Origin of the sequence: Streptomyces sp. NBC_01546 (assembly GCF_045208355.1) — a bacterium.
Taxonomy (GTDB): Bacteria; Actinomycetota; Actinomycetes; order Streptomycetales; family Streptomycetaceae; genus Streptomyces.
This window is the reverse complement of sequence record NZ_CP109380.1, coordinates 226,459-250,199: the sequence shown is the minus strand read 5'-3', so window position 1 is coordinate 250,199 and position 23,741 is coordinate 226,459. Positions and strand designations below refer to the sequence as shown.

Sequence of the window (23,741 nt, the reverse complement as noted above, 5' to 3'; positions counted from 1 at the left end):
GCGGACGCCACGGGCGTTTCATGCGCCGGGCGTCGGGCCGGCGGGGACGGCCGCGGTCAGCAGCCGGGCCATGGCCTCGGGGTTCTCCATCGGCGCCGAGTGCGCGCCCTCGATGCTCCGGGTCGTGAACGTGCCCCTGGTCAGCGCGGACCAGCCCTTCATCGTGCCCTCGGGCAGCACCGGGTCGGCCGTGGCCGACACCGCCGTGACCGGGATGTCCAGCGGACCCCTGCGGTCGGCGTCCAGCATGCGCTGGTACCGGGTCCACATCGCGGAGTCGTTCCGCAGGTTCTCCAGGTAGCCGGCGAAGACCTCGTCGTGGGCGAGGATCCCGTCGGGCAGCACCCCCCGGAAGGCCTCGGCCAGGGTCGCCGGCTCCGCCGTGTCCCACAGCGCCGACACCTCTTGGAACCGCTGGAGCTCCTCCGGGGCCTCGGTGAACGGCGGCAGCGCGCAGGCGGCGACGAGGGACAGTTCCGGTCCGCCCGCCCTGCTGCCCAGCCGGTGGGCGATCTCCCAGACTCCGCTTGCGCCCTGGCTGTGCCCGTACAGGACGACCGGCACGTCGAGACGGTCGGACATCTCCGCCACGACCCGGTCGACGAGCACGTTCACATCATTCACCGGGGCCTCCCCGACGCTGCCCTCACGGCCGGGAACCCGGATGCCCAGCAGTTCCACGTCCTCGGGAAGGTACGGGACGAGCGGGATGTGGGCGGTGGTCGTGCCGCCCATTCCAGCCATGCACAGGATGCGTGCCCTGGGGTTCGGCGCCGGCTTGAGCACCCGCACCAGCTGGTCGGCCGAGGCCGTCGGCGAGGCGGTGGCCGAGTCCTCGGTGCCGGGCGGGCGCCCGGTGAGTTCGTCGACCAGGTGTCGCGCGATGCCGGCGCAACTGCCGTGCCGGAACAGTACGTCCGTGCCGAGCGGCAGGCCGGTCCGCCTGGCGAGCCTGGCGCGCAGGCCGACCGCCATCAGCGAGTCCATCCCGAGCTGCTGGAGGGGCTGTTCGGCGGGGACGTCCGCCACCCCGAGGGCGGCGGCGGCCTCGACGCGGACCAGTTCGAGCACCGTACGCAGCCGTGCGTCCCGTCCCATGCCCGCCAGCCGCTCGCCGAGTCCGCTCTCCTGGCGCGTGCCCGTCATCTCGGCGCGCGCCTCCGGGATGCCCAGCAGCAGCGGACGCCGCCGGGCGACGCAGAAGGTGGGGGTGAAGCGGGACCAGTCGATGTCGGCCACGCCCAGTGCCACCCGGTCCGTTCCGAGTACCAGGTCCAGTGCGCCCAGTGCCCGGTCCGGGGCCATCATCCGCAGGCCCCGTTCCCGGAGCTGCTCCTCGGCCTCCTCCGTCACCATGCCTCCGTCGGCCCAGCCGCCCCAGTGGACGACGGTGGCCGTGCGGCCGCCCGCCACCCGGTGCCGGGCGAGGGCGTCCAGCGCGGCGTTGCCGGCCGCGTAGGTCGTCCCGCCGCCCGCACCCCACAGGCTGGCGCCGCTGCCGTACAGCAGGAACGCGTCCAGGGGCCGGTCGCCGAGCAGTTCGTGCAGGTGCCAGGCGCCGGACACCTTCGCGGAGAGTTCCTCGGCGGCCCGGGCTCCGTCGAGCTCGGCCAGGAGTGCCATTCCGGCGATCCCGGCGAGGTGGGCGACGACCGTCAGCGGCGGGCCGCCGGCGTCGATCCGGTCGATCAGTTCGGCGACCTGCCTCCTGTCACCGACGTCGCAGGCCGCCGTCACGATCTCCGCCCCGGTCGCCTCGAGTTCCTCGCGGAACCGCGCGGAGACCTCGCCGGAGCGGGAGGCGAGTACGACGCGCCGCGTGCCGCGTTCCGCGAGCCAGCGGGCGAGCCGCCGGCCGAGGGCGCCGGTGCCACCGGTGATCAGGGCGGTGCCGCTGGTCGTCCACGGCGCGCCCGGTGCGGGCGTGGTGCGGCGCAGCCTGCGTACGTACCGGCCGTCGGCGCGCAGCGCGATCTGGTCCTCGTCGTCGCCGGCGAGGACGGCGCGGACGAGCTGCCCGGCCCAGTGCGGGTGCGGCTGTTCGGGCAGGTCCGCGATGCCGCCCCAGGCTTCGGGGCGTTCCAGTGCCGCGACCCGGCCCAGTCCGTGGAGCAGGGCCTGCTCGGGACGCGTGACCGGATCGGCCGCGTCCACGCCGACGGCGCCCCTGGTGACCAGCCACACCGGAGTCCTGGGGTGGCTCGTTCCGAGTTCCTGCAGCAGTCGTACGGTCCGGAGGAATCCGTGCCGCGTGCCGTCCTCGTCCGGGGGCGTCAGGACGATCACGCCCTGGAGCTCCGCCGGCAGGGAGGCGAGGTCACCCGGGTCCGTGCCGGCCCGGTGCGCGGCGGCACCCGCTTCGCCGAGAGCCGCCACCAGCTCCGCGGCGGGTGACGCGGGGTCCCCGAGGACGGCCCAGACCCCGTCCGCCGGTGCCGGGGCGGGTTCGGCGGGCTGCCAGGTCTCCTCGTACAGCCAGTCGGCGATCCCGGCGTGGTCGTCGCGGCCCTGGTGCCAGCGCCGGAGCAGCGGCAGCAGGTCCATGACGCTGTCCCGGTGCTGCCCGGACGCGCCGAGCAGCTCGGCGAGCGCGTCGGCCTCGCCCGTCCCGACGGCGTCCCAGAACCGCTGGTCGGTCGTCTTGCGGCGGGCGGGTTCCTTCCAGTGGCGCTGCCGCTGGAACGCGTAGCCGGGCAGGCCGACCATGCGGCCGTCGGGGACGGCCGCCGGCCAGTCGATCCCGACACCGTGCGCGTGCAGCGCGCCCAGGGTGCGCTGGAGCCGGTCCAGGCCGCCTTGGTCTCGTTCCATGGCCGCCAGGACCACCGCGTCCCGGTCCGCGCCGCCGTCGGCCAGTGGCATGGCCAGCACGGGATGCGGGCTGACCTCGACGAACACCGTGTACCCGTCGGCGAGCAGCTGTTGCTGGGCGAGGTCGAGCCGTACGGGTTCGCGCAGGTTCCGGCACCAGTAGGCGGCGTCCAGTTCCTCGCCCGAGGCCCGCCGGCCCAGCACGGTGGAGTACAGCGGGATGCCGGTCGGGCGGGGGCGCAGCGGGGCGAGGCGGTCCCGCAGGCCCGGCAGCAGTGCGTCCATGTGCGAACTGTGGGACGCGCAGGAGGTGTTCAGCTTGCCGCACCACACGTCCTGGTCGTCCCACGCGTAGAGCAGCTCTTCGACGACCGCCCGGTCTCCGGAGATGACCGTGGATCCCGGTGTGTTCACCACGGCGACCGAGACGGCGTCCCCGTGCGGGGCCAGTGCCGTCTCGACTTCGGAGACGGGGAGTTCCACCGTCGCCATCTCGCCGTCCGAGTCCAGCGCGGCGAGGGCCGTGCTGCGTGCGGCGACGATCCTGGCGCCTTCGTCCAGGGTCAGGGCGCCGGAGACCACGGCCGCGGGGATCTCGCCCTGGCTGTGTCCGACGACGGCCTGGGCTTCAAGGCCCAGCTCCCGCATGGCCGCCGCCAGGCCGAGGTACATGGTGAACAGCACCGGCTGGGCGATGTCCAGGCGGTCCCAGGCGATGCGGTCCTCGTCCTGGAGCAGTTCGCGGACCGACCAGCCGGTCCAGGGGCGCAGTGCCTCGTCGCAGCGGGCGACCGTGTCGGCGAAGGCCGGGCTTTCGGTGAGCAGGCGCCGGGCCATGCCCGGCCACTGCGAACCCTGGCCGGGGAAGACGAAGACGACCTTGCCCGGCCGTGCGGTGGCGAGGGTGACCGACGCGTCCGGCCGGTCGTGGGCGATGGCGGTCAGTCCTTCGATGACCGCGGTCAGGTCGGATCCGGCCACCGACGCGCGTTCGGCGAAGTGTTCGCGGTGCCGGGTGGTGGTCCAGGCCAGGTCGGTGAGGGTGGTGTCGGGGTGTTCGGTGAGCCACTGGGCCCACCGGCCGGCCTGGTCCCGGAGTGCCTGCGGGGTCCGTCCGGAGACGACCACGGGCGCCGCGGCGCGTGCCGGGGCGGGCTGCGCGGCGGGCTGGGGCGGCTGTTCCAGGACCAGGTGGGCGTTGGTGCCGCCGATGCCGAACGAGGACACTCCGGCCCGTCGGGTGCCCGACCAGGCCCGTGTGTCGTCGCTGATCCGCAGGACGGCCGGGTCCAGGCCGAGTTCGGGGTTCACGCGCTGGAAGTTGACCGTGGGCACCAGCTCGCCGTGGTAGACGCACAGCGCCGCCTTGACCAGCCCCGCCAGGCCCGCGGCCACGTCGGTGTGGCCGATGTTCGACTTCACCGATCCGACGGCGCAGGGCTCGTCGCGGTCGGGGGTGAAGACCTCCTGGAGGGCCTGGATCTCGATGGGATCGCCCATGGCGGTGGCGGTGCCGTGTGCTTCGACGTAGCCGATGTCGGCGGACGACAGTCCGGCGTCGGCGAGCGCGTCGGTGATGACGGTGGCCTGGCCGTTCACGCTCGGCGCGGTGAATCCGACCTTGTCGGAGCCGTCGTTGTTGATGGCGCTGCCGCGGATGACCGCGTAGATCCGGTCCCCTGCCTCGACCGCGTCCGACAGCCGACGCAACACCACCGCCACCACACCGTTGGCGAGGACCGTGCCCGCGCCGTCGGCGTCGAAGGGCCGGCAGTGTCCGTCCGGCGAGGCCACGAAGCCTTCCTGGTACTGGTAGCCCTGTTCCAGGGGGAAGGTGAGTGCGGAGGCGCCGACGAGGGCCACGTCGGACTCGCCGCGCAGCAGGCTCTGCCGGGCCAGGTGCGTGGCGACCAGACCCGTGGAGCACGCCGTCTGCACGGTCAGCGCGGGTCCGCGCAGGTTCAGCTTGTGGGCCAGGCGGGTCGCGAGGAAGTCGTTCTTGTTCCCGATCGCCGAGCGGAAGACCTCCGAGGCGTCCTCGGAATCGCCCTGGTCGTAGCCGCCGAAGCCGACTCCGCCGAAGACCCCGATGCGGCCGGGGTCGGCGCCGGGCAGGATGCCGGCGTCCTCCAGGCCCTGCCAGGCCGTCTCCAGGAAGAGCCGGTGCTGCGGATCCATGTTCTCCGCTTCGGACGGAGAGCATCGGAAGAACTCGGCGTCGAAGAGGTCGGCGTCCTGCACGTACCCCTTGGCCGGGACGAAGCCGGGGTCCTCCAGCACGCTCCTGGGTATCCCGGCGTCGAGCAGTTCCCGCTCGGTGAAGCGGCGGATCGACTCGACACCGCCGCGCAGGTTCGCCCAGAACTCCTCAGCGTCGCGCGCGCCCGGCAGGCGCAGGGCCACGCCGACGATCGCCACCGCGTCCTCGTCCGGACGCTGCCGGTACGTCGCGGCCGCGGTCACCGTGCGCGTGGTGTCGCCGCGCAGGAACGCGGTGAGCTGCCGGACCGTGGAGTAGCGGAACAGCGTCGCGAGCGGGAACTCGCGGTCCAGGGCGGCGCAGAGCCGCTCGTGGACCCGCAGCGCCGCCATCGACGTTCCGCCCAGTTCGAAGAAGCCGCGGTCCGGGTCCACTTCGGCCAGGTCCAGTACCTGCGACCAGGCCGAGACCACCGCGTCCCACACCCGGTCGCCCTCGGCGGCCGGGTGCGCGGGCTCCGGCCGCGGCGCGGGCAGTGCGGCCAGCGCCAGCCGGTCGATCTTGCGGTTCGGTGTCAGCGGCAGGCTGTCCTGCCGGATCCACCGCGCGGGCAGCATCGACACCGGCAGCCGCGCCGCGGCGTGCTCGGCCAGGACCTGCCGGCCGGCGTCCCCGGAGTAGTACACCCACAGGGCCGCCGGGCCGGCGTCCTCGCGTACGACCGCCGCGACTTCCCGCACGCCGGCGCAGCCGGCGACCACGGACTCGATCTCGCCGAGCTCGATGCGGTGTCCGGCCAGCTTCACCTGGCTGTCCACGCGGCCGCAGTACTCCAGTGAGCCGTCCTCGCGGTAGCGGACGACGTCCCCGGTGCGGTACATCCGCCCCGCGCCCTCGTACGGGTCCGCCACGAACCGCTCGTCGGTCAGCGCGGCCCGGTCCCAGTAGCCCCGCGCGACACCGCGCCCGCCGATCCACAGCTCACCGCGGCAGCCGCGCGGTACCGGCTGCCGGTGCCGGTCGAGCACGGCCAGCCGGGTGTCGAGGACGGGCGATCCCAGCGAAACCGGGCCGGGCTCGACGCGCCAGGTCGTCGACCAGACGGTGGTCTCCGTGGGCCCGTACATGTTGAGCACGTCGCCGCCGCAGGTCCGCAGCAGCCGGTCGGCCAGGCCGCGGTCGAGCGCTTCGCCGCCGACCAGGAGCAGCCGCAGCCCGCCGAGCAGCTCACGGCCTTCCGCGTCCGCCAGCAGCATCCTGGCCAGTGACGGCGTGCACTGCAGGTGCGTCGGCCCGTACTGCCGGTATCCGGCCCAGGCGCCGAGTTCTCCGCCGGCGACGACCACGCGGTGGCCCCTGGTCAGGGTCCACAGCAGTTCGAGGCCGGAGATGTCGAAGGACACGCTGGTCACGGCGAGCCAGGTGCCGTCGGCGCCACCGCCGACGCGGTCGTCCATGGCCAGGCAGAAGGCGGCGAACTGCGCGTGTTCGACCACCACGCCCTTCGGGGTGCCCGTCGAGCCCGAGGTGTAGATGACGTAGGCGGGGTCGGACGGTTCCGGTCGGACCGGCACAGCCGAGGCCGGCTGCTGTCCGTGGTGCCCGTCCTCGGCGGTCTCCTCGGCGGTCTCCTCGGCGGTCTCCTCGGCGGTCTCCTCGGCGACCTCCTCGGTGATCTCCTCAACGGACAGCACGCGCGGGCCGTCCGGCAGGACGTCCGCGAGGGAGCCGGCCGAGATCACCACCCCGAGGCCGCTGTCGGACACCACATGGTCCAGACGCGCCTTCGGGTACGCCGGGTCCAGCGGAACGTAGGCGGCCCCGGCCATCCAGGTGCCGAGCATCGCCACCGGCAGATCGGCCGTGCGGGGAAGGCAGAGGCCGACCAGGTCGCCACGGGTCACGCCCAGTGCGGCGAGCCGCCGGGCGATCGCGCGGGCTCGCGCGGACACCTCCCGGTAGGTCAGCTCGTGTCCGTCCGACACCACGGCCACCGCGTCGGGGGTCCGTGCCGCCTGTTCCAGGATCCGCTGGAACGCGGTCTCGCCGGCGGGCCGGGCCGCGACGTCGCCGCCGTGCTCGGCGAGCCAGCGGCGTTCCGCACCGCAGAGCAGTTCGCTCTCGCGGACCGGACGGGCGGGCCGCTCGGCCAGCGAGGCCAGCAGGGTCCCGAAGTTGGCGGCCATCCGGTCGGCCGAGTCCCGGTCCAGCACGTGCGACTGGAACTCCAGCTCCCCGCGCAGCACCTCGCCGTCGGCGGTCAGGGTGAGGCCCAGCTCGAACTTCGACGCGCCCCGGACGTTGCCGGACACGCTGCCCGTGGTGGGAAGCCGCCAGGCCTCCTCGCCCGTGCCGATCGTGGGGAAGGCCGCGCCGCCGTAGTTGAACACCGCCCGGAACAGCGGGTTCTCCTCGCCGGTCCGGTCACCGCCGGCGACGTGCACGACCTCGGTCAGCGGGACGCTCTGGTGCTCGAACACCCCGCGCACACGGGTGTGCGTGCGGGCGAGGACGTCCTCGAAGGACACCGCCCCGGTCAGGTCGCAGCGCAGCGGCAGGGTGTTCGCCAGGAATCCGAAGGTCTCCGCGACCTGCGGCAGCTCCCTCGCCGACCAGATCGTGCCGATGCTGAAGTCGTACTGGTCGGTGTACCGGGCGAGCAGCACCGCGAAGGCGCTGACGTACACGGTGTACCCGGTGACGGAATTGCGTGCGGCCAGCTCGTCCAGAGCGGCCCGGAGCTCCGCGGGCACGGTGAAGTGCACGGCGTCGCCCTGGTCGCCCCGGTCGTCACGGTCACCCTGGTCGCCCCGGTCGTTCTCGGCGGTGTCCCGGGCGGGGAGTTCCAGACGCTGGGCTCCCTCCAGTTCGGACGCGAAGTACGCGAGCGAGCGCTCGAAGGCGCCCTGTTCGACGGCCTGCTTCTCCCACCGCGCGTAGTCGCCGAGGTGGTAGCGGACCTCCGGCAGCTCGAGGGGCTGCTGCCCGGCGAGGGCCCGGTACGTCTCGTACAGCTCGTTCAGCAGCAGGGACAGCGACCAGCCGTCGGTGATGGCGTGGTGCAGGGTGAGGCACAGGGTCCACATCTCGCCGGAGTCCACCAGCAGGCAGCGGAACAGGGTCTCGGCATCCAGCTCGAACGGGGTCCGTTCCTCCGCGTACAGCGTCCGGTCGAGCGCGTCGGCATCGGCCACCCGCTCGTGCCGCAGCGGGACGGTGAACTCCCGGTGCACCACCTGGACCAGTTCGCCGTCACGCAGCTCCAACCCGGTGCGCAGTGCCTCGTGACGTTCCATCACCGTACGCAGGGCCCGGCCGAACGTCTCCGGGCACAGGGGGCTCGCCACCTCCAGCCGGAGAACGGCGTTGTACTGCGCCGAATCCGGATGCATCCGCTCCAGGAACCACAGCCGGCGCTGGCCCTCGGTCGCCGGGTGGACGTCGCGCCGCTCGGCGCGTTCCATCACCGGACCGGAAGGCGGCAGCTCGGAGAAGGCGTGGGCCAGCAGATGGTCCACGACCGCCTGGGGCGTGGGGTGCTCGAAGGCGAGCGTGGACGGCAGCGGCGTGCCGGTCACCTCGCTGAGCCGGTTGCGCAGTTGCAGGGCCATCATCGAATCCAGCCCGCGCTCCTGGAACCGCTCGTCCACGGGCATGGGTTCGCCGAGTCCGAGGACGCCGCGGAGGACCTCCTGCACGGCCTCCAGCACGGCGGGGGCACGGGCCGGCTCGGGCAGTGCCGCCAGCCGGGCCGCCAGGTCCGCGGGGGGTGCCTGCCGTTCCTGCCGGGTACGGGATCCGCCGTCGATCCAGTAGCTCTGCCGCTGGAAGGCGTAGCCGGGCAGGCCGACCAGGCGGCCGGGGCCGTCGATGACCCGGGTCCAGTCCACCGGGTGGCCGTGGACGTGCAGTTCGCCGAGGCCGCGCACGATCTGGTCGAGGCCGCCGTGGTCCCGGCGCAGGCTGCCCAGGACCACTCCGCCCCGGTCGGCGGTGAAGGCGGTCAGCGGGATCGCCAGCAGCGGGTGCGCGCTGATCTCGGTGAACACGCCGAAGCCGTCGGCGCTCAGTGCGTCGAGCGCCAGGTCCATGCGCACCGGCTCGCGCAGGTTGCGGCACCAGTACCGGGCGTCCAGGGCCTCTCCGCCGATCCGCGCGCCGGTCACCGTGGAGTACATCGGCACCGTCGTCGCGCGGGGGCGCAGTCCGCTCAGCGCCGCTTCGACCTCGGGCAGCATGGGGTCGACCAGGCCGCAGTGTCCGGCGCGGTCCGCCTTGATCCGGCGGGAGAACACGTCACGGTCCGCCAGCCTCGCGAGCAGGTCGCCCACCGCGTCCGCCGCGCCGGCCACCACCACCGAACCCGGGGTGTTCACCACGGCCACCGACAGCGCACCGCCGTATCCGGCGAGCAGTTCCTCCACCTCGGCCAGCGGCAGTCCCAGCACGGCCATGCCGCCCGAGCCGCTCTCGATGCGGTCGAACGCCTGGCTGCGGACGGCGACCACCTTGGCGCCCTCCTCCAGGGTCAGCGCTCCGGCGACCACGGCGGCGGGCACCTCACCCTGGCTGTGCCCGACCACGGCCTCCGGCTCCAGGCCGACGGACCGCCACACCTCCGCCAGGCCGAGGGCGACCGTGAACAGGGCGGGCTGGGTCACCTCGACGTCGTCCAGGCTCAGCCCGCTCGCCTCGGGGTCCGCCAGCAGTTCGCGGACCGACCAGCCGGTCCAGGGGCGCAGTGCCTCGTCGCAGCGGGCGACCGTGTCGGCGAAGGCCGGGCTTTCGGTGAGCAGGCGCCGGGCCATGCCCGGCCACTGCGAACCGTGGCCGGCGAAGACGAACACGACCTTGCCGCGTTCCTCGGCCACGCCGGTGCACACCGCGTCGTCGGCGTGTCCGTCCCCGAGCGCGGTCAGCCCGCGCACCGCCTCGTCCAGGTCATGGGCGAGTACGGCGGCCCGGTGGTCGAAGTGCCGGCGGTTTCGGGTGGTGGTCCGGACGAGGTCGGTGAGGGTGGTGTCGGGGTGCCGGGTGAGCCAGTCGGCCCATTGCCGTGCCTGGTCCCGGAGTGCCTGCGGGGTCCGTCCGGAGACGACCACGGGCGCCGCGGCGCGTGCCGGGGCGGGTGGCGTGGCCGGCTGGGGCGGCTGTTCCAGGACCAGGTGGGCGTTGGTGCCGCCGATGCCGAACGAGGACACTCCGGCCCGTCGGGTGCCCGACCAGGCCCGTGTGTCGTCGCTGATCCGCAGGACGGCCGGGTCCAGGCCGAGTTCGGGGTTGACGCGCTGGAAGTTGACCGTGGGCACCAGCTCGCCGTGGTAGACGCACAGCGCCGCCTTGACCAGCCCCGCCAGGCCCGCGGCCACGTCGACGTGGCCGATGTTCGACTTCACCGACCCGAGCGAGCACGGCTCGTCGCGGTCGGAGGTGAAGACCTCCTGGAGGGCCTGGACCTCGATGAGGTCGCCCATGGCGGTGGCCGTGCCGTGCGCTTCGACGTAGCCGATGTCAGCGGACGACAGTCCGGCGTCGGCGAGCGCGTCGGTGATGACGGCGGCCTGGCCGCTCACGCTCGGCGCGGTGAATCCGACCTTGTCGGAGCCGTCGTTGTTGATGGCGCTGCCGCGGATGACCGCGTAGATCCGGTCTCCTGCCTCGACCGCGTCCGACAGCCGACGCAACACCACCGCCACCACACCGTTGCCCACCACGGTGCCCTGGCGCTCGGCGTCGAACGCACGGCAGGAGCCGTCCGGGGAGAAGACGAAGCCTTCCTGGTGGTAGTAGCCGTACTCCAGGGGGAAGGTGAGCGCGGAGGCGCCGACGAGGGCCACGTCGGTCTCCCCGCGCAGCAGGCTCTGCCGGGCCAGGTGTGCGACGACCAGACCCGTGGAGCACGCCGTCTGCACGGTCAGCGCGGGACCGCGCAGGTTCAGCTTGTGCGCCACCCTCGTGGACACGAAGTCGGACTTGTTCCCGAGGAGATTGCGGTAGAACTCGTGGAGTTCGGTGATCTCGTCGCCTCGGACGGTTCCGGTGTTGTAGCCGCCGAATCCGGCGCCGGCGAAGACTCCGATGCGGCCGTGGTCGGCGCCGGGCAGGACGCCGGCGTCCTCCAGGCCCTGCCAGGCCGTCTCCAGGAAGAGCCGGTGCTGCGGATCCATGTTCTCCGCTTCGGACCGCGAGTACCCGAAGAACTCGGCGTCGAAGAGGTCGGCGTCCTCCACGTACCCCTTGGCGGGGACGAACGCGGGATCGTCCAGCACGCTGATGGGCACCCCGGCGTCCAGCAGCTCCTGGTCCGTGAAGCGGCGGATCGACTCGACACCGCCGCGCAGGTTCGCCCAGAACTCCTCCGCGTCGCGCGCGCCCGGCAGGCGCAGGGCCACGCCGACGATCGCCACCGCGTCCTGGTCCGGGCCCGAGTCCGAGCCCGTGCCCGTGCCCGTACGCTCCTCGGCCGCCGCCGCCGTCGCCGTCGCCGCGGGCGCCGCGGGCGTGGTGTCGCCGCGCAGGAACGTGGTCAGCTGCCGCACCGTGGAGTGGCGGAAGAGCGTCGCGAGCGGGAACTCGCGGCCCAGGCCGTCACGGACCAGCTCGTGGACCCGCACCGCCGTCAACGACGTGCCGCCCAGATCGAAGAACCCGCTGTCCGGGTCCACCTCGTCCGGCTCCACCTCCAGCACCTGCGACCAGGCCGAGAGCACCGTCTCCCACACCCGGTCACCGCCGGCGGCCGACTCCGCGGCCTCCGGCTGCGGCTGCGGCGCGGGCAGCGCGGCGGGCTCCGGCGTGACGCCGTCGCCGTGCCGCCGGAACCGGCCCTCCTCCTCGGCATGGAGCAGGGACAGCCGGCTGACCGGCAGACCGGCGTCCCGGACGAAGGAGGTCAGCAGGGTCTCGAAGTTCGCGACCATGCGCCGTGCGGATCCCTGGTCCAGTACGTGTGTCCGGAACTCCAGCTCCCCGCGCAGTCCCTCCGCGGCGGGTGCGAGGCTCATGGTCAGCTCGAACTTGGCGGTTCCCGCGACGTTGCCGGTGAAGAACCCGGCGAACGGCCGCCACGTGTCGTCATCGGGCTCCGCGCCCAGGCCGTAGTTGAACACCGCCCGGAACAGCGGGTTCTCCTCGCCGTTGCGCTCGGCGTCGACGACCTTGACCACTTCGGACAGGGGCACGTTCTGGTGCTCCATCACGCCGAGCACGCGGGACTTCATCGCCGACAGCAGACCGGGCACGTCCGGGTCGGCGGAGAGGTCGCAGCGCAGCGGCAGCGTGTTGGCGAGGAAGCCGACGATCTCCGCCGACCCGGACAGTCCGCGCCCGGACCACACCGTGCCGATGCCGAAGTCCCGCTGGTCGCTGTACCGGGCGAGCAGCACCGCGAAGGCGCTGGCCAGCACCGTGTACAGGGTGACCCCCGCCTCGGAGGCGAGGGCCTCCAGCTCGCCGCGGAGGGCGTCGGACACGGTGAATCCGACCTTGTCCGCGCCGGAGTCCGCATCGCCCGGGGGCAGTTCCAGACGCGGGACCCCGGACAGTTCGTCCCGGAAGAAGCCGAGTCCCGTCTCAAAGGCTCCCCGCTCGATGGAGTCCCGCTCCCAGCCGGCGTAGTCGCCGAGGTGCACGAGCGGCGCGCTGCCGCTGTCGGGAACCCGGCCGGCGCGGAACTCCCCGTAGGCGGCGAACAGTTGATTCAGCGTCATGACCAGCGACCAGGCGTCGACGATCGCGTGGTGCAGGGTGAGGCAGACCACCTGTTCGTCGGTGCCGGTCAGCACCAGGCAGCGCAGCAGCACGGGTCCGGACAGGTCGAAGGGCGTCTCGGCCTCGCCCCGGATCCGGTCGGCCAGCTCGTCGGAGCCGGCGACCTCCTCGAAGCGCAGCGGGGTGCCGAACTCCTCGTACACCACCTGGACCAGCTCGCCGTCGCGGCTCTCCAGGCCCGTGCGCAGTGCCTCGTGCCGCCGCACCACGTGCTCGACGGCGGAGGCGAACGCCGCGCGGTCCAGCGGTTCGGCGACCCGGACCGGCATCGTCACGTTGTACTCGGCCGTGCCGGGACGCATCTGCTCCAGGAACCACAGCCTGCGCTGCCCCTCGGTCGCCGGATGGACGTCGCGCCGCTCCACGCGTTCCACGCGCGCACGGACCGTGTCCTCCCCCCGGTCCCGCAGGCAGCCGTTCAGGTACTCCGCCAGGCGGGCGGGCGTCGGGTGGTCGAAGACTGCCGTCGCGGGCAGGGACAGCCCGGTCTCGGCGGACAGCCTGCGGCGCAGTTCCACGGCCATCAGGGAGTCCAGCCCGAGTTCGGTGAACTCCGCGTCGGGGCGGATCTCGTCGGGGCGGCCCAACGCCGCGGCCGCTTCGCGCCGCACGAGGTCGGCCAGCGCGCGAACGCGCTGCGGTTGCGGCAGAGCGGACCAGCCGGTGTCGGCGCTGCCGGTCCGGGTGTCCGCGAGCCTGCGCATCCGGGTCCTGCCGCGCAGCAGCGGCGAGCGGTCGTCCTCGGCCCCGGACAGATCGATCCGCAGGGGTACGAGATGCGCCCGCCGGCCGGTCAGCGCGGTGTCGAGAGCCCCCAGCGCCTGGGCGCCGGTCAGCGCGGCCACTCCCTGCCTGCGCATCCGTGCCAGTTCGGCCCGTCCCAGGTGCGCGGTCAGGCCCGTACCGGCCTGCTCCCACAGTCCCCAGGACAGGCTCAGTGCGGGAAGTCCCTGCCGGCGGCGCTCGAGCACGACCGCGTCCGCGAACGCGTTCGCCGCGGCGTAACCGCTCTGCCCGGCGCTTCCGAGGACACCCGCGGCGGACGAGAACACCACGAACCAGGCCGGTGGGCGGTCCGCGGTCAGCTCGTGCAGCCACCACGCCGCGCGTGCCTTGGGCGCCCAGACGCGTTCCAGTCGCTCCGGAGTCTGGTCCGTGAGCAGCCCGTCGTCGAGTACGCCGGCCAGGTGCCACACGCCGCTGAGGTCCGGGACGGACTCCACGAGTCCGGCCAGCTGTTCGCGACTGGTGACATCGCAGGCCACTACGCGCACGTCTGCGGCCCCGGCGGCGGTCAGCTCGGCGACCAGCTCGTCGGAGCCGGCCGCGGCGTCGCCCCGGCGGGAGGCCAGGACCAGCTTGCGCACTCCCCACGCGCTCACCAGGTGCAGTGCGACCTGCCGGCCCAGTTCACCGGTACCGCCGGTGATCAGCACCGTGCCCTCGGCCGCGGACGCGGTGGCGCCGCCGTCGGGTGCCGTGTCGTGCGGGGAGAACCGGACCAGCCGGGGTACCCGTACCGTACGGCCGCGGACCACCAGCTCCGGCTCGGGCAGGGTCAGTGCCGCCCGCACCGTGTCCGGATCGGCGCCGGCGTCCACGTCCAGCAGCCGCACCGGGTGCCCCTCGGCGCGTGCCGCACGCAGCAGGCCCCACAGGGGCGCCGAGGTCAGGTCGACGCTCTCGTCCTCGTCCGCGGAGATCGCCCGGCGGGTCACCCAGACCAGTTCGGTGCCGGCCGGCCGCGGATCGGCCAGCAGGTCACGCGCACGGACCAGGGCCGCCGCGGTGAACTCCTCCGGGGTACCGGAGGGCTGGGTGGCATCCACGACGATGCGGGAAGGAGCCGGTCCGGTCGCGGTTCCCGTGTCGAACGCGGGCAGTCCGAGCGCGGCCGCGAGGGGGCCGGCGGTGATCACGGTGTCCGCGGGCCCGGCGGCGGCGGGCGACGACGGGCACTCCTGGAACTCCAGCCGGTACAGGTGCTGCTGCGCCGCCGTCCGCACGCCCTCCGCGCGGGCCTCCCGGAGGCGGAGGCCCGCCGTGACGACCAGGTCCCCGTGCTCGTCCGTCACGCACAGCTCGGCCTGCTCGCGCGTCCTGTCGAGGCGTACGCGCACCCGCACGACCGAGGCCCCGGTCGCGTACAGCCGGGCGTCGTTCCACTCGAACGGCAGCAGGACCCGCTTGCCGTCGCGGTGCCGCGTGTTCTCGTCGTCGGCTTCCTCGGCGGTGAGGATCGTGTGGAGCGCGGCGTCCAGGAGGGCCGGGTGGATACCGAAGCCTTCGGGCCGCAGGTCCTCCGGGAGGCGGAGGACGGCGTAGAGCTCGTCGCCGTGCCGCCACAGGGCACTGAGGCCCTGGAAGGCGGGGCCGTAGTCGAGTCCGCGCTCGCGGAAGCGCTCGTAGAACCCGTCCAGGGAGACGTGCTGCGCGGACTCGACCGCCGCCGCCCAGTCGAGGGGTTCGGGGTCGTTCGGGGGTGCGCCGTGGGTGAGCTGGGCGGTGGCGTGGGTGGTCCAGGGCGTGTCGGGGTGGGTGTCGGAATCGGGGTGGGTGTGGACGGTGGCCTGGCGGCGCCCGTGGCCGTCGATGTCGGTGACGGCGATCTGAAGGCGCAGCCGCCCGGTCTCGGGCAGGACCAGCGGGGTGGCGAGGGTCAGGGTTTCCACCGTGCCGGCGCCGACCCGTTCGGCGGCGGTGAGGACCATGTCCAGGATCCCGGTACCGGGCAGCAGCGTCGTGCCGAACACGCGGTGGTCGCCCAGCCAGGCCTGCCCGCCGTCGGTGGCATCGATCGTGCCGGTGAGGATCAGTCCGTCGCCGGAGGCCAGCGGTGTCGACAGCGTGAGCCACGGGTGGTCCACCCCGTCGGCCCCGCCCACGCCCCGGCCGGAGGCGTCCACGGGGGTGGTGCCGGAGGCGGCGAGCCAGTGGCGCCGGCGGTCGAAGGCGTACGTGGGCAACTCGCTCGCCAGCGGTGCCCGGGGGACGAGTTGCTGCCAGGGCCATGCGTCCGCGTGGGCGAGGCCGGCGCGGACCCATGAGGACAGGACGTCGGTGGTGTCGCCCTGGTCCCGGTGGGCGCTGGCCACGGCGACCCCGCCGTGGTGCTGGGTGATCTCGTCGAGGGCCATGGCCATGACGGGGTGAGGGCTGATCTCGATCCAGGTGTGGTGGCCGTCGGCGGTGGCCGCCTGGGCGGCCTGGTCGAAGCGGACCGGCCGGCGCAGGTTGGCGCACCAGTAGCCGGCGTCCATCTCGGTGCCGTGGATCAGACGGCCGTGGACGGTGGAGTAGAGCGGGATCCGTCCGGCTGCCGGCTGGAGGCCGGCGAGCTCCTCGGCCAGGGCGGGCAGGAGGGGGTCCATGTGGGCGCTGTGGGAGGCGTAGTCGACCTGCACCCGGCGGGCGAACACGTCCTCGGTCTTCAGCTGCGCCAGCAGGGTGTCCAGGGCATGGGCGTCGCCGGAGATCACCGTGGACGTGGGGGTGTTGACCGCGGCGATCGACAGGCCGGTGCCGGCCAGGCGCTCGCCGATCCACTCATGGCCGCGTTCGACGACGGCCATGCCGCCCTGCCCGCGGCAGGTGGCCACGGCCCGGGAGCGGGCCGCCACGATCTTCGCGCCCTGCTCGACGGTCAGGATGCCCGCGACCACCGCCGCGGCCACCTCACCCTGCGAATGCCCGATCACGGCCCGCGGGGCGACGCCCATCGACTCCCACCAGGCGGCCAGGCCCAGGCTCATCGTGAACAGCGCCGCCTGCACCTCCTCCACCCCGGACAGAGGCCGCTGCCCGGTGAGGACCTCGGTCACCGACCACCCGGTCCACGGCAGCAGAGCCGCGTCACAAGCGGCGACCGCTCGGGCGAACGCCGGCGAACGCTCGTACAGCGCCCGGCCCATGCCCTCCCACTGCGACCCCTGACCCGGGAACACCCACACACCCCCGGCACCGGCCCCCTGGAGGGCCTCGTCGCCCAGTCCCTCGACGGGGGCGATCACACCGGGCGTCTCGATCCCCTCGGCCAGCGCTTCCAGCCGGCTGATGGCCTCGTCCCGGGTGGTGGCCAGGACGGCTCCCCGCTGGTCGAACCAGCCACGGTGCCACAGCGCGGTGGACGCCACCCGCTCCAGGGACACCTCCGGGTGCTCGCGCCACCAGGCGGCCCAGCGCCGGGCCTGCGCCCGCACCACACCCGCGTCCCGGCCCGACACCACCACCGGGAACACGCCTTCCGGAACGGCCTGTTCGGTGACGGTCCCCACGGCAGGGGCCTCCTCCAGGACGAGGTGGGCGTTGGTCCCGCTGAGCCCGAACGACGACACGCCCGCACGCCGTACCCGGGAGTCCTCCCGAGGCCAGGAGCGTGCCTCGCCCAACAGCTCGAGCCCGCTGCCCTCCCATGCGACGTGGGGGCTCGGCTCGTCGGCGTGCAGGGTCGCGGGCAGCTCTTCGTGCTGGAGCGCCAGAACCATCTTGATCACGCCGGTGACGCCCGCGGCGGCCTGGGCGTGACCGATGTTCGACTTCGACGAACCGAGGTACACGGGCCGCTGCGCGGAACGGCCCGGTCCGAAGACCTCGGCCAGGGCGCCCGCCTCGATCGGGTCGCCGAGGGGGGTGCCGGTGCCGTGTGCCTCGATGGCGTCCACGTCCGCCGGGGACAGCCCCGCACGCGAGAGGGCCTGCTGGATCACCCGCCGCTGCGAGGGCCCGTGCGGGGCGGTCAGCCCCTGGGACCGGCCGTCCTGGTTGACGGCCGAGCCGCGGATGACCGCCAGGACCCGGTCACCGTCGGCCTGCGCCGCCGACAGCCGCTTGAGTACGAGCACGCCACAGCCCTCGGACCAGCCGGCCCCGTCCGCGTCGGCGGAGAAGCTCTTGCACCGGCCGTCGGCGGCCATGCCCCGCAGCCGGGAGAACTCCACGAACACCGACGGCGTCGACATCACGGTCACACCGCCGGCCAGCGCGACGTCGCACTCCCCCTGGCGAAGGGCCGTCACCGCCAGGTGCAGGGCCACCAGCGAAGACGAACACGCCGTGTCCACCGTGACGGCCGGGCCCTGCAACCCCAGGGAGTACGACACCCGGCCCGACAGCACGCTGCCGGCGCTGCCCATCGAGCCGTACGCGTCGAGCGCGCTCAGGTCGTGCTGGTGGAAACGGTCGTAGTCCGACCCCATCGCACCGAGGTACACGCCGGTGTTGCTGCCCTCGAGGCTTTCGGGGCGGAATCCGGCGCGCTCCAGAGCCTCCCACGAGGCTTCCAGCACCAGCCGCTGCTGCGGGTCCATGGCCCGCGCCTCGCGCGCCGGTATCCCGAAGAAGCCCGCGTCGAACTCCTCCACGTCCCGCAGGAATCCGCCGGTGCGCGCATAGCTCTTGCCCACGGCCTCCGGATCCGGGTCGTACACGTCCCAGCCGTCCCACCGCGACGGGAACCCCTCGATCGCGTCCCCACCCGAGGACAGCAGCTCCCAGAACTCCTCCGGAGTCCCCACCCCGCCCGGCAGCCGGCACGCCATCGACACGATCGCGACCGGATCGTCGTCCTCGTCCGCGGCCCGGACGACGGCCCCGGTGGGCGGCGCGGCCGGTGACAGGTCCATCCGTTCCAGGAGGAACTCCGCCATGGCAGCCGGGGTCGGGTGGTCGAAGGCCAGTGTCGCGGGCAGCGGGACCTCGGTCTCCTGCGAGATCCGGCGCCGCAGTTCCACGGCCATCAGCGAATCGAGGCCGAGGTCCCTGAGCACCTGCTGGGCCGGCACCGCGCCCTTGTCCGGAAGGCCGAGCACGTTCGCCGCCGCCGACCGCACCAGCAGCGTCACCGTCTCCCGCCGCTGGTCGGGGGAGAGCGCCGCGAGCCTGCCGCGCAGGCCCGAGGGGGCATCCCCCGCGTTCGCCCGCCGCAGGCGCGTCCTGACCATGCCGCGGAGCAGTACCGGCACCTCGTCCTGGCCGCGGTGCAGCGCGGCCAGCCCGAGCCGCACGGGAACCAGGTGTCCCCGCGAATCCACCGCCAGCGCCGCGTCCAGTGCCCGCAGCCCCTGGTCCACGGAGAGCGGCTCGACGCCCATGCGCCGGATCCGGGTCAGCTCGGCCCGGCCGAGATGCGCGGTCAGCCCCGTGCCGGCCTGCTCCCACAGGCCCCAGGACAGGCTCCTGGCGGGCAGGCCCGCGTGCGTCCGCCATACGGCGAAGGCGTCGAGGAAGGCGTTGCCCGCGGCGTACGTGCTCTGGCCGGGGCTTCCGAGCACTCCGGCGAGCGAGGAGAACATGACGAACTCGGACAGCGAGTGCTCTCGGGTGAGTTCGTGCAGGTGCAGCGCCGCGTCCAGCTTCGGAGCCAGTACGCGCTCCAGCCGCTGCGCGTTCTGGTCCGGGAGCAGTCCGTCGTCCAGTACGCCGGCCAGGTGCCACACCGAGTCCAGATCGTCGATGGAACCGATCAGACCGGCGAGGGCTTCCCGGTCGGCGACGTCACAGGCCACGATCCGTACGCTCTCGGCCCCGGCCCCCGTGAGTTCGGCGGCGAGGCCGGCGGCCCCCGGGGCCCGCTCGCCCTGACGCGAGGTCAGTACGAGGCGCCGGACGCCGCGGGTGCGCACCAGGTGCCGGGCGAGCTCCCGGCCCAGCTCACCGGTTCCGCCGGTGACCAGTGCCGTTCCCTCCGGTACCGGAGTTCCCCCGGTGGCGCCTTCCGGCTCCGGGTCGACCGGGACCAGCCGCGCGACCCGTATCCCTCCGGCCCGTACGGCGATCTCGGGCTCGTCGGCGACGGACACGGCCCTGGCGAGCACGGCGGTGTCCTCGGCCGCGGAACCGGTGTCCACCAGCCGCAGCGACCGCTGGGGGTACTCGGCGCGCGCGGCACGGACCAGGCCCCAGACCGGGGCGTGCACCAGACCGTCGACGCCCTCCCCCGGCCCGGCCGGTACGGCCTGCCGGGTCACCCAGACCAGTTCGGTCCCCTCCAGCCGGGACTCGGCCAGCAGACCCTGCAGCACGTGCAGTGCGGTGGCGGTGGCCGTGCGCACCGCGTCCGCCAGGTCACCGGGGTCCCGCGTGGTGCTGTCGACGACGAGGCGGGCCGGGGGCTCGTCGCCGGCGTCGAGCAGGGCGCGCAGCCCGGCCACGTCGGTGACGGGCCGTCCGCCGGTCGCGTGCGCGAGGTCGCCGGAGCCGCCGAGGACCCAGGTCTCGGCCGGTACCTCGCGGGTCGCGGGGGAAGGCCGGAAGTCGAGCCGGTAGAGGTGGTCGCTCGTGCGCTGCCGCAGCTGCTGTTCGGTCGCCGGGCGCAGGACGAGCGCGTCCACGTAGGCCACCGGATCTCCGTGGGCGTCCGTCATCCACAGCCGGGCCTCGGACGACGCGGGGTCCCGCTCGATCCGGACGCGCAGTTCGGTGGCCCCGGTGGCGTACAGCTCCACCCCGGTCCACTCGAAGGGGAGCGACACCCGTCCGGTGTCGGCGTCCAGTACGGCGACCGCGTGCAGCGCCGCGTCCAGCAGCGCCGGATGCACCGCGAAGCCGCCTGCCGCCGCGCTCTCGGCCCCGGCCCCGGCCGCCGACTCGGGCAGGCGGACCACGGCGTAGGCGGTGTCGCCGCTGCGGGAGAGCTCCACCAGGCCCTGGAAGGCGGGTCCGTAGTCGATCCCGCGCTCGCGCAGCCCGTCGTAGAACCCGTCCAGATCCACGGGTGTGGTGCCCGCCACCGGCCCGCTCCGCAGGTCCCGGAAGCCGTCGCCGTGGGTGTCGCCGGCTGTCGGGTGGGTGAGCCGGGCGGTGGCGTGGGTGGTCCAGGGCGCGTCGGGGTGGGTGTCGGGGTCGGGGTGGGTGTGGACGGTGACCTGGCGGCCCCCGTGGCCGTCGGCGCCGGTGACGGCGACCTGGACGCGCAGCGCGCCGGTCGCGGGGAGGACCAGGGGGGTGGTCAGGGTGAGGGTGTCGATCCCGGTGGCGCCCACGCGTTCGGCGGCGGCGAGGACCATGTCGAGGATCCCGGTGCCGGGCAGGAGCACGGTGCCGAACACCTTGTGGTCGCTCAGCCAGCGCTGTCCGGGTGCCGTTGCGTCGATCCTGCCGGTGAGGACGAGGCCGTCGTCGTCGGCGAGCGGGGTGGAGAGCGGGAGCCAGGGGTGGTCGAGCCCGTCCGCGCCCCAGGCCGAGGGGTCGGCCGGGGTGCCGGCGGAGGTGGGGAGCCAGTGGCGCCGGCGGTCGAAGGCGTAGGTGGGCAGGGCGGTTTCCACCGGCGTCCGCGGCACCGCGCGCTCCCACGGCCAGCCGTTCCCGCGGGCCAGTCCCGCGCGGACCCATGAGGACAGCACGTCGGTGGTGTCGGCCTGGTCCCGGTGGGCGCTGGCGACGGTGGTTCCGCCGTGGTGCTGGGTGATTTCGTCGAGGGCCATGGCCATGACGGGGTGGGGGCTGATCTCGATCCAGGTGTGGTGGCCGTCGGCGGTGGCGGCGTTGCTGGCCTGGTCGAAGCGGACGGGCCGGCGCAGGTTGGCGCACCAGTAGTCGGCGTCCATCTCGGTGCCGTGGATCAGACGGCCGTGGACGGTGGAGTAGAGCGGGATCCGTCCGGCTGCGGGCTGGAGTCCGGCGAGCTCCTCGGCCAGGGCGGGCAGGAGGGGGTCCATGTGGGCGCTGTGGGAGGCGTAGTCGACCTGCACGCGGCGGGCGAACACGTCCTCGGCCCGCAGTTGGGCGAGGAGGGTGTCGAGGGCGTCGCCGTCTCCGGAGATCACGGTGGATCCCGGGGTGTTGACCGCGGCCACGGACAGTTCGGTGCCGGTGAGGCGTTCGGTGATCCAGTCCACGCCGCGTTCGACGACGGCCATGCCGCCCTGCCCGCGGCAGGTGGCGACGGCCCGGGAGCGGGCGGCGACGATCTTCGCGCCCTGTTCGACGGTGAGGATGCCCGCCACCACGGCGGCGGCCACTTCGCCCTGCGAATGCCCGATCACGGCCTGCGGGGTGATGCCCATGGACTCCCACCAGGCGGCCAGGCCCAGGCTCATGGTGAACAGCGCCGGCTGTACTTCCTCCACCCCGGACAGGGCACGCCGTCCGGTGAGGACCTCGGTGACCGACCACCCCGTCCAGGGCAGCAGGGCCGCGTCGCAAGCGGCCACGGTCTCCGCAAACACCGGCGAGTGCTCGTACAGGGCCCGGCCCATGCCCTCCCACTGCGACCCCTGCCCCGGGAACACCCACACACCGCCGGGGCCGGCGTCCTGGAGCGCCTCCTCACCCAGCGTCTCGACGGGAGCGATCACTCCGATGGCATCGGTGCCTTCGGCGAGGGCTTCCAGTCGCTCGATGGCCTCTTCGCGGGTGGTGGCGAGGACGGCGCCGCGGTGGTCGAACCAACTGCGGTTCCACAGGGCGGTGGACGCCACCCGGTCCAGCGAGACCTCCGGGTGCCGCCGCCACCACTGGGCCCAGCGCCGGGCCTGCGCCCGCACCACACCCGCGTCCCGGCCCGACACCACCACCGGGAACACCCCACCGGTGGCGGCACCGTCCTCGGGCCCGGAGACCTCCTCGGGCTCCTCCGTGGATTCCGTGCGCGCCGGTGCCTCTTCGAGGACCAGATGGGCGTTGGTCCCGGACAGGCCGAACGACGACACGCCCGCGCGCCGCGGCCGGGACTCCTCCCGCGACCAGGAGCGCGCCTCGCCCAGCAGCTCGAGCCCGCTGCCCTCCCATGCGATGTGCTCGCTGGGCCGCTCGGCGTACAGGCTCGGGGGCAGCTGCTCGTGCTGGAGGGCGAGCACCATCTTGATCACGCCGGCCACGCCCGCGGCGGCCTGGGCGTGACCGATGTTCGACTTCGACGACCCCAGCCATACCGGCTGCTCCGCGGACCGCCCCGGCCCGAAGACCTCGGCCAGCGCACCGGCTTCGACCGGGTCGCCGAGGGGGGTGCCGGTGCCGTGTGCCTCGATGGCGTCCACGTCCGCCGGGGACAGCCCCGCACGCGACAGGGCTTCCCGGATCACGCGCTGCTGTGAGGGCCCGTTCGGAGCGGTCAGTCCCTGGGACCGGCCGTCCTGGTTGACGGCCGAGCCGCGGATCACGGCCAGGACCCGGTCACCGTCGGCCTGCGCCGCCGACAGCCGCTTGAGTACGAGCACGCCACAGCCCTCGGACCAGCCGGCCCCGTCCGCGTCGGCGGAGAAGCTCTTGCACCGGCCGTCGGCCGCGGTGCCGCGCAGCCGGGAGAACTCCACGAACACCGACGGCGTCGACATCACGGTCACACCGCCGGCCAGCGCGACGTCGCACTCGCGCTGCCGCAGCGCCGTCACCGCCAGGTGCAGGGCCACCAGCGAAGACGAACACGCCGTGTCCACCGTGACGGCGGGGCCCCGCAGCCCCAGCGCGTACGACACCCGGCCCGACAGCACACTGCTCGCCCTGCCGGTGTTGACGTAGCCGTCCTGGTCCCCGAGGCCGTGCCCCAGGCTGCCGTAGTCGCCGTTCATCGTGCCCAGGTACACACCGGTGTTGCTGTTCTCGACGGCTTCGGAGGGGTACCCGGCCCGTTCGAGGGCTTCCCAGGCGGTCTCCAGGACGACCCGCTGCTGCGGGTCCATGGCCCGCGCCTCGCGCGGCGGTATCCCGAAGAAACCCGCGTCGAACTCCTCCACGTCCCGCAGGAATCCGCCGGTCCGCGCATAGCTCTTGCCCACGGCCTCCGGATCCGGGTCGTACACGTCCCAGCCGTCCCACCGCGACGGGAACCCCTCGATCGCGTCCCCACCCGAGGAAAGCAGCTCCCAGAACTCCTCCGGAGTCCCCACCCCGCCCGGCAGCCGGCACGCCATCGACACGATCGCGACCGGTTCGGTCAGTTGTGCCTCCAGATCGGTCGCCCGCCGCTTGAGCTCCCGGATCGCGGGCAGGGCGAGTTCCAGCCGACTCTGTTCAGACATCAGGA

1 protein-coding gene is annotated in these 23,741 nt (G+C 73.8%); it reads right to left on the bottom strand.

What is annotated here, in order from left to right; all coding sequences use genetic code 11:
* Positions 1-18: 18 nt before the first annotated feature.
* Positions 19-23,736 (bottom strand): non-ribosomal peptide synthetase/type I polyketide synthase, encoded by a 23,718-nt coding sequence (locus OHA89_RS39790; RefSeq protein ID WP_331761765.1) that lies wholly within the window; start codon positions 23,734-23,736, stop codon positions 19-21.
* Positions 23,737-23,741 lie beyond the last annotated feature (5 nt).

Bases quoted from the DNA above. Each gene is read 5' to 3' on its own strand.
- OHA89_RS39790 (WP_331761765.1), bottom strand. From the start codon at position 23,736: ATGTCTGAACAGAGTCGGCTGGAACTCGCCCTGCCCGCGATCCGGGAG.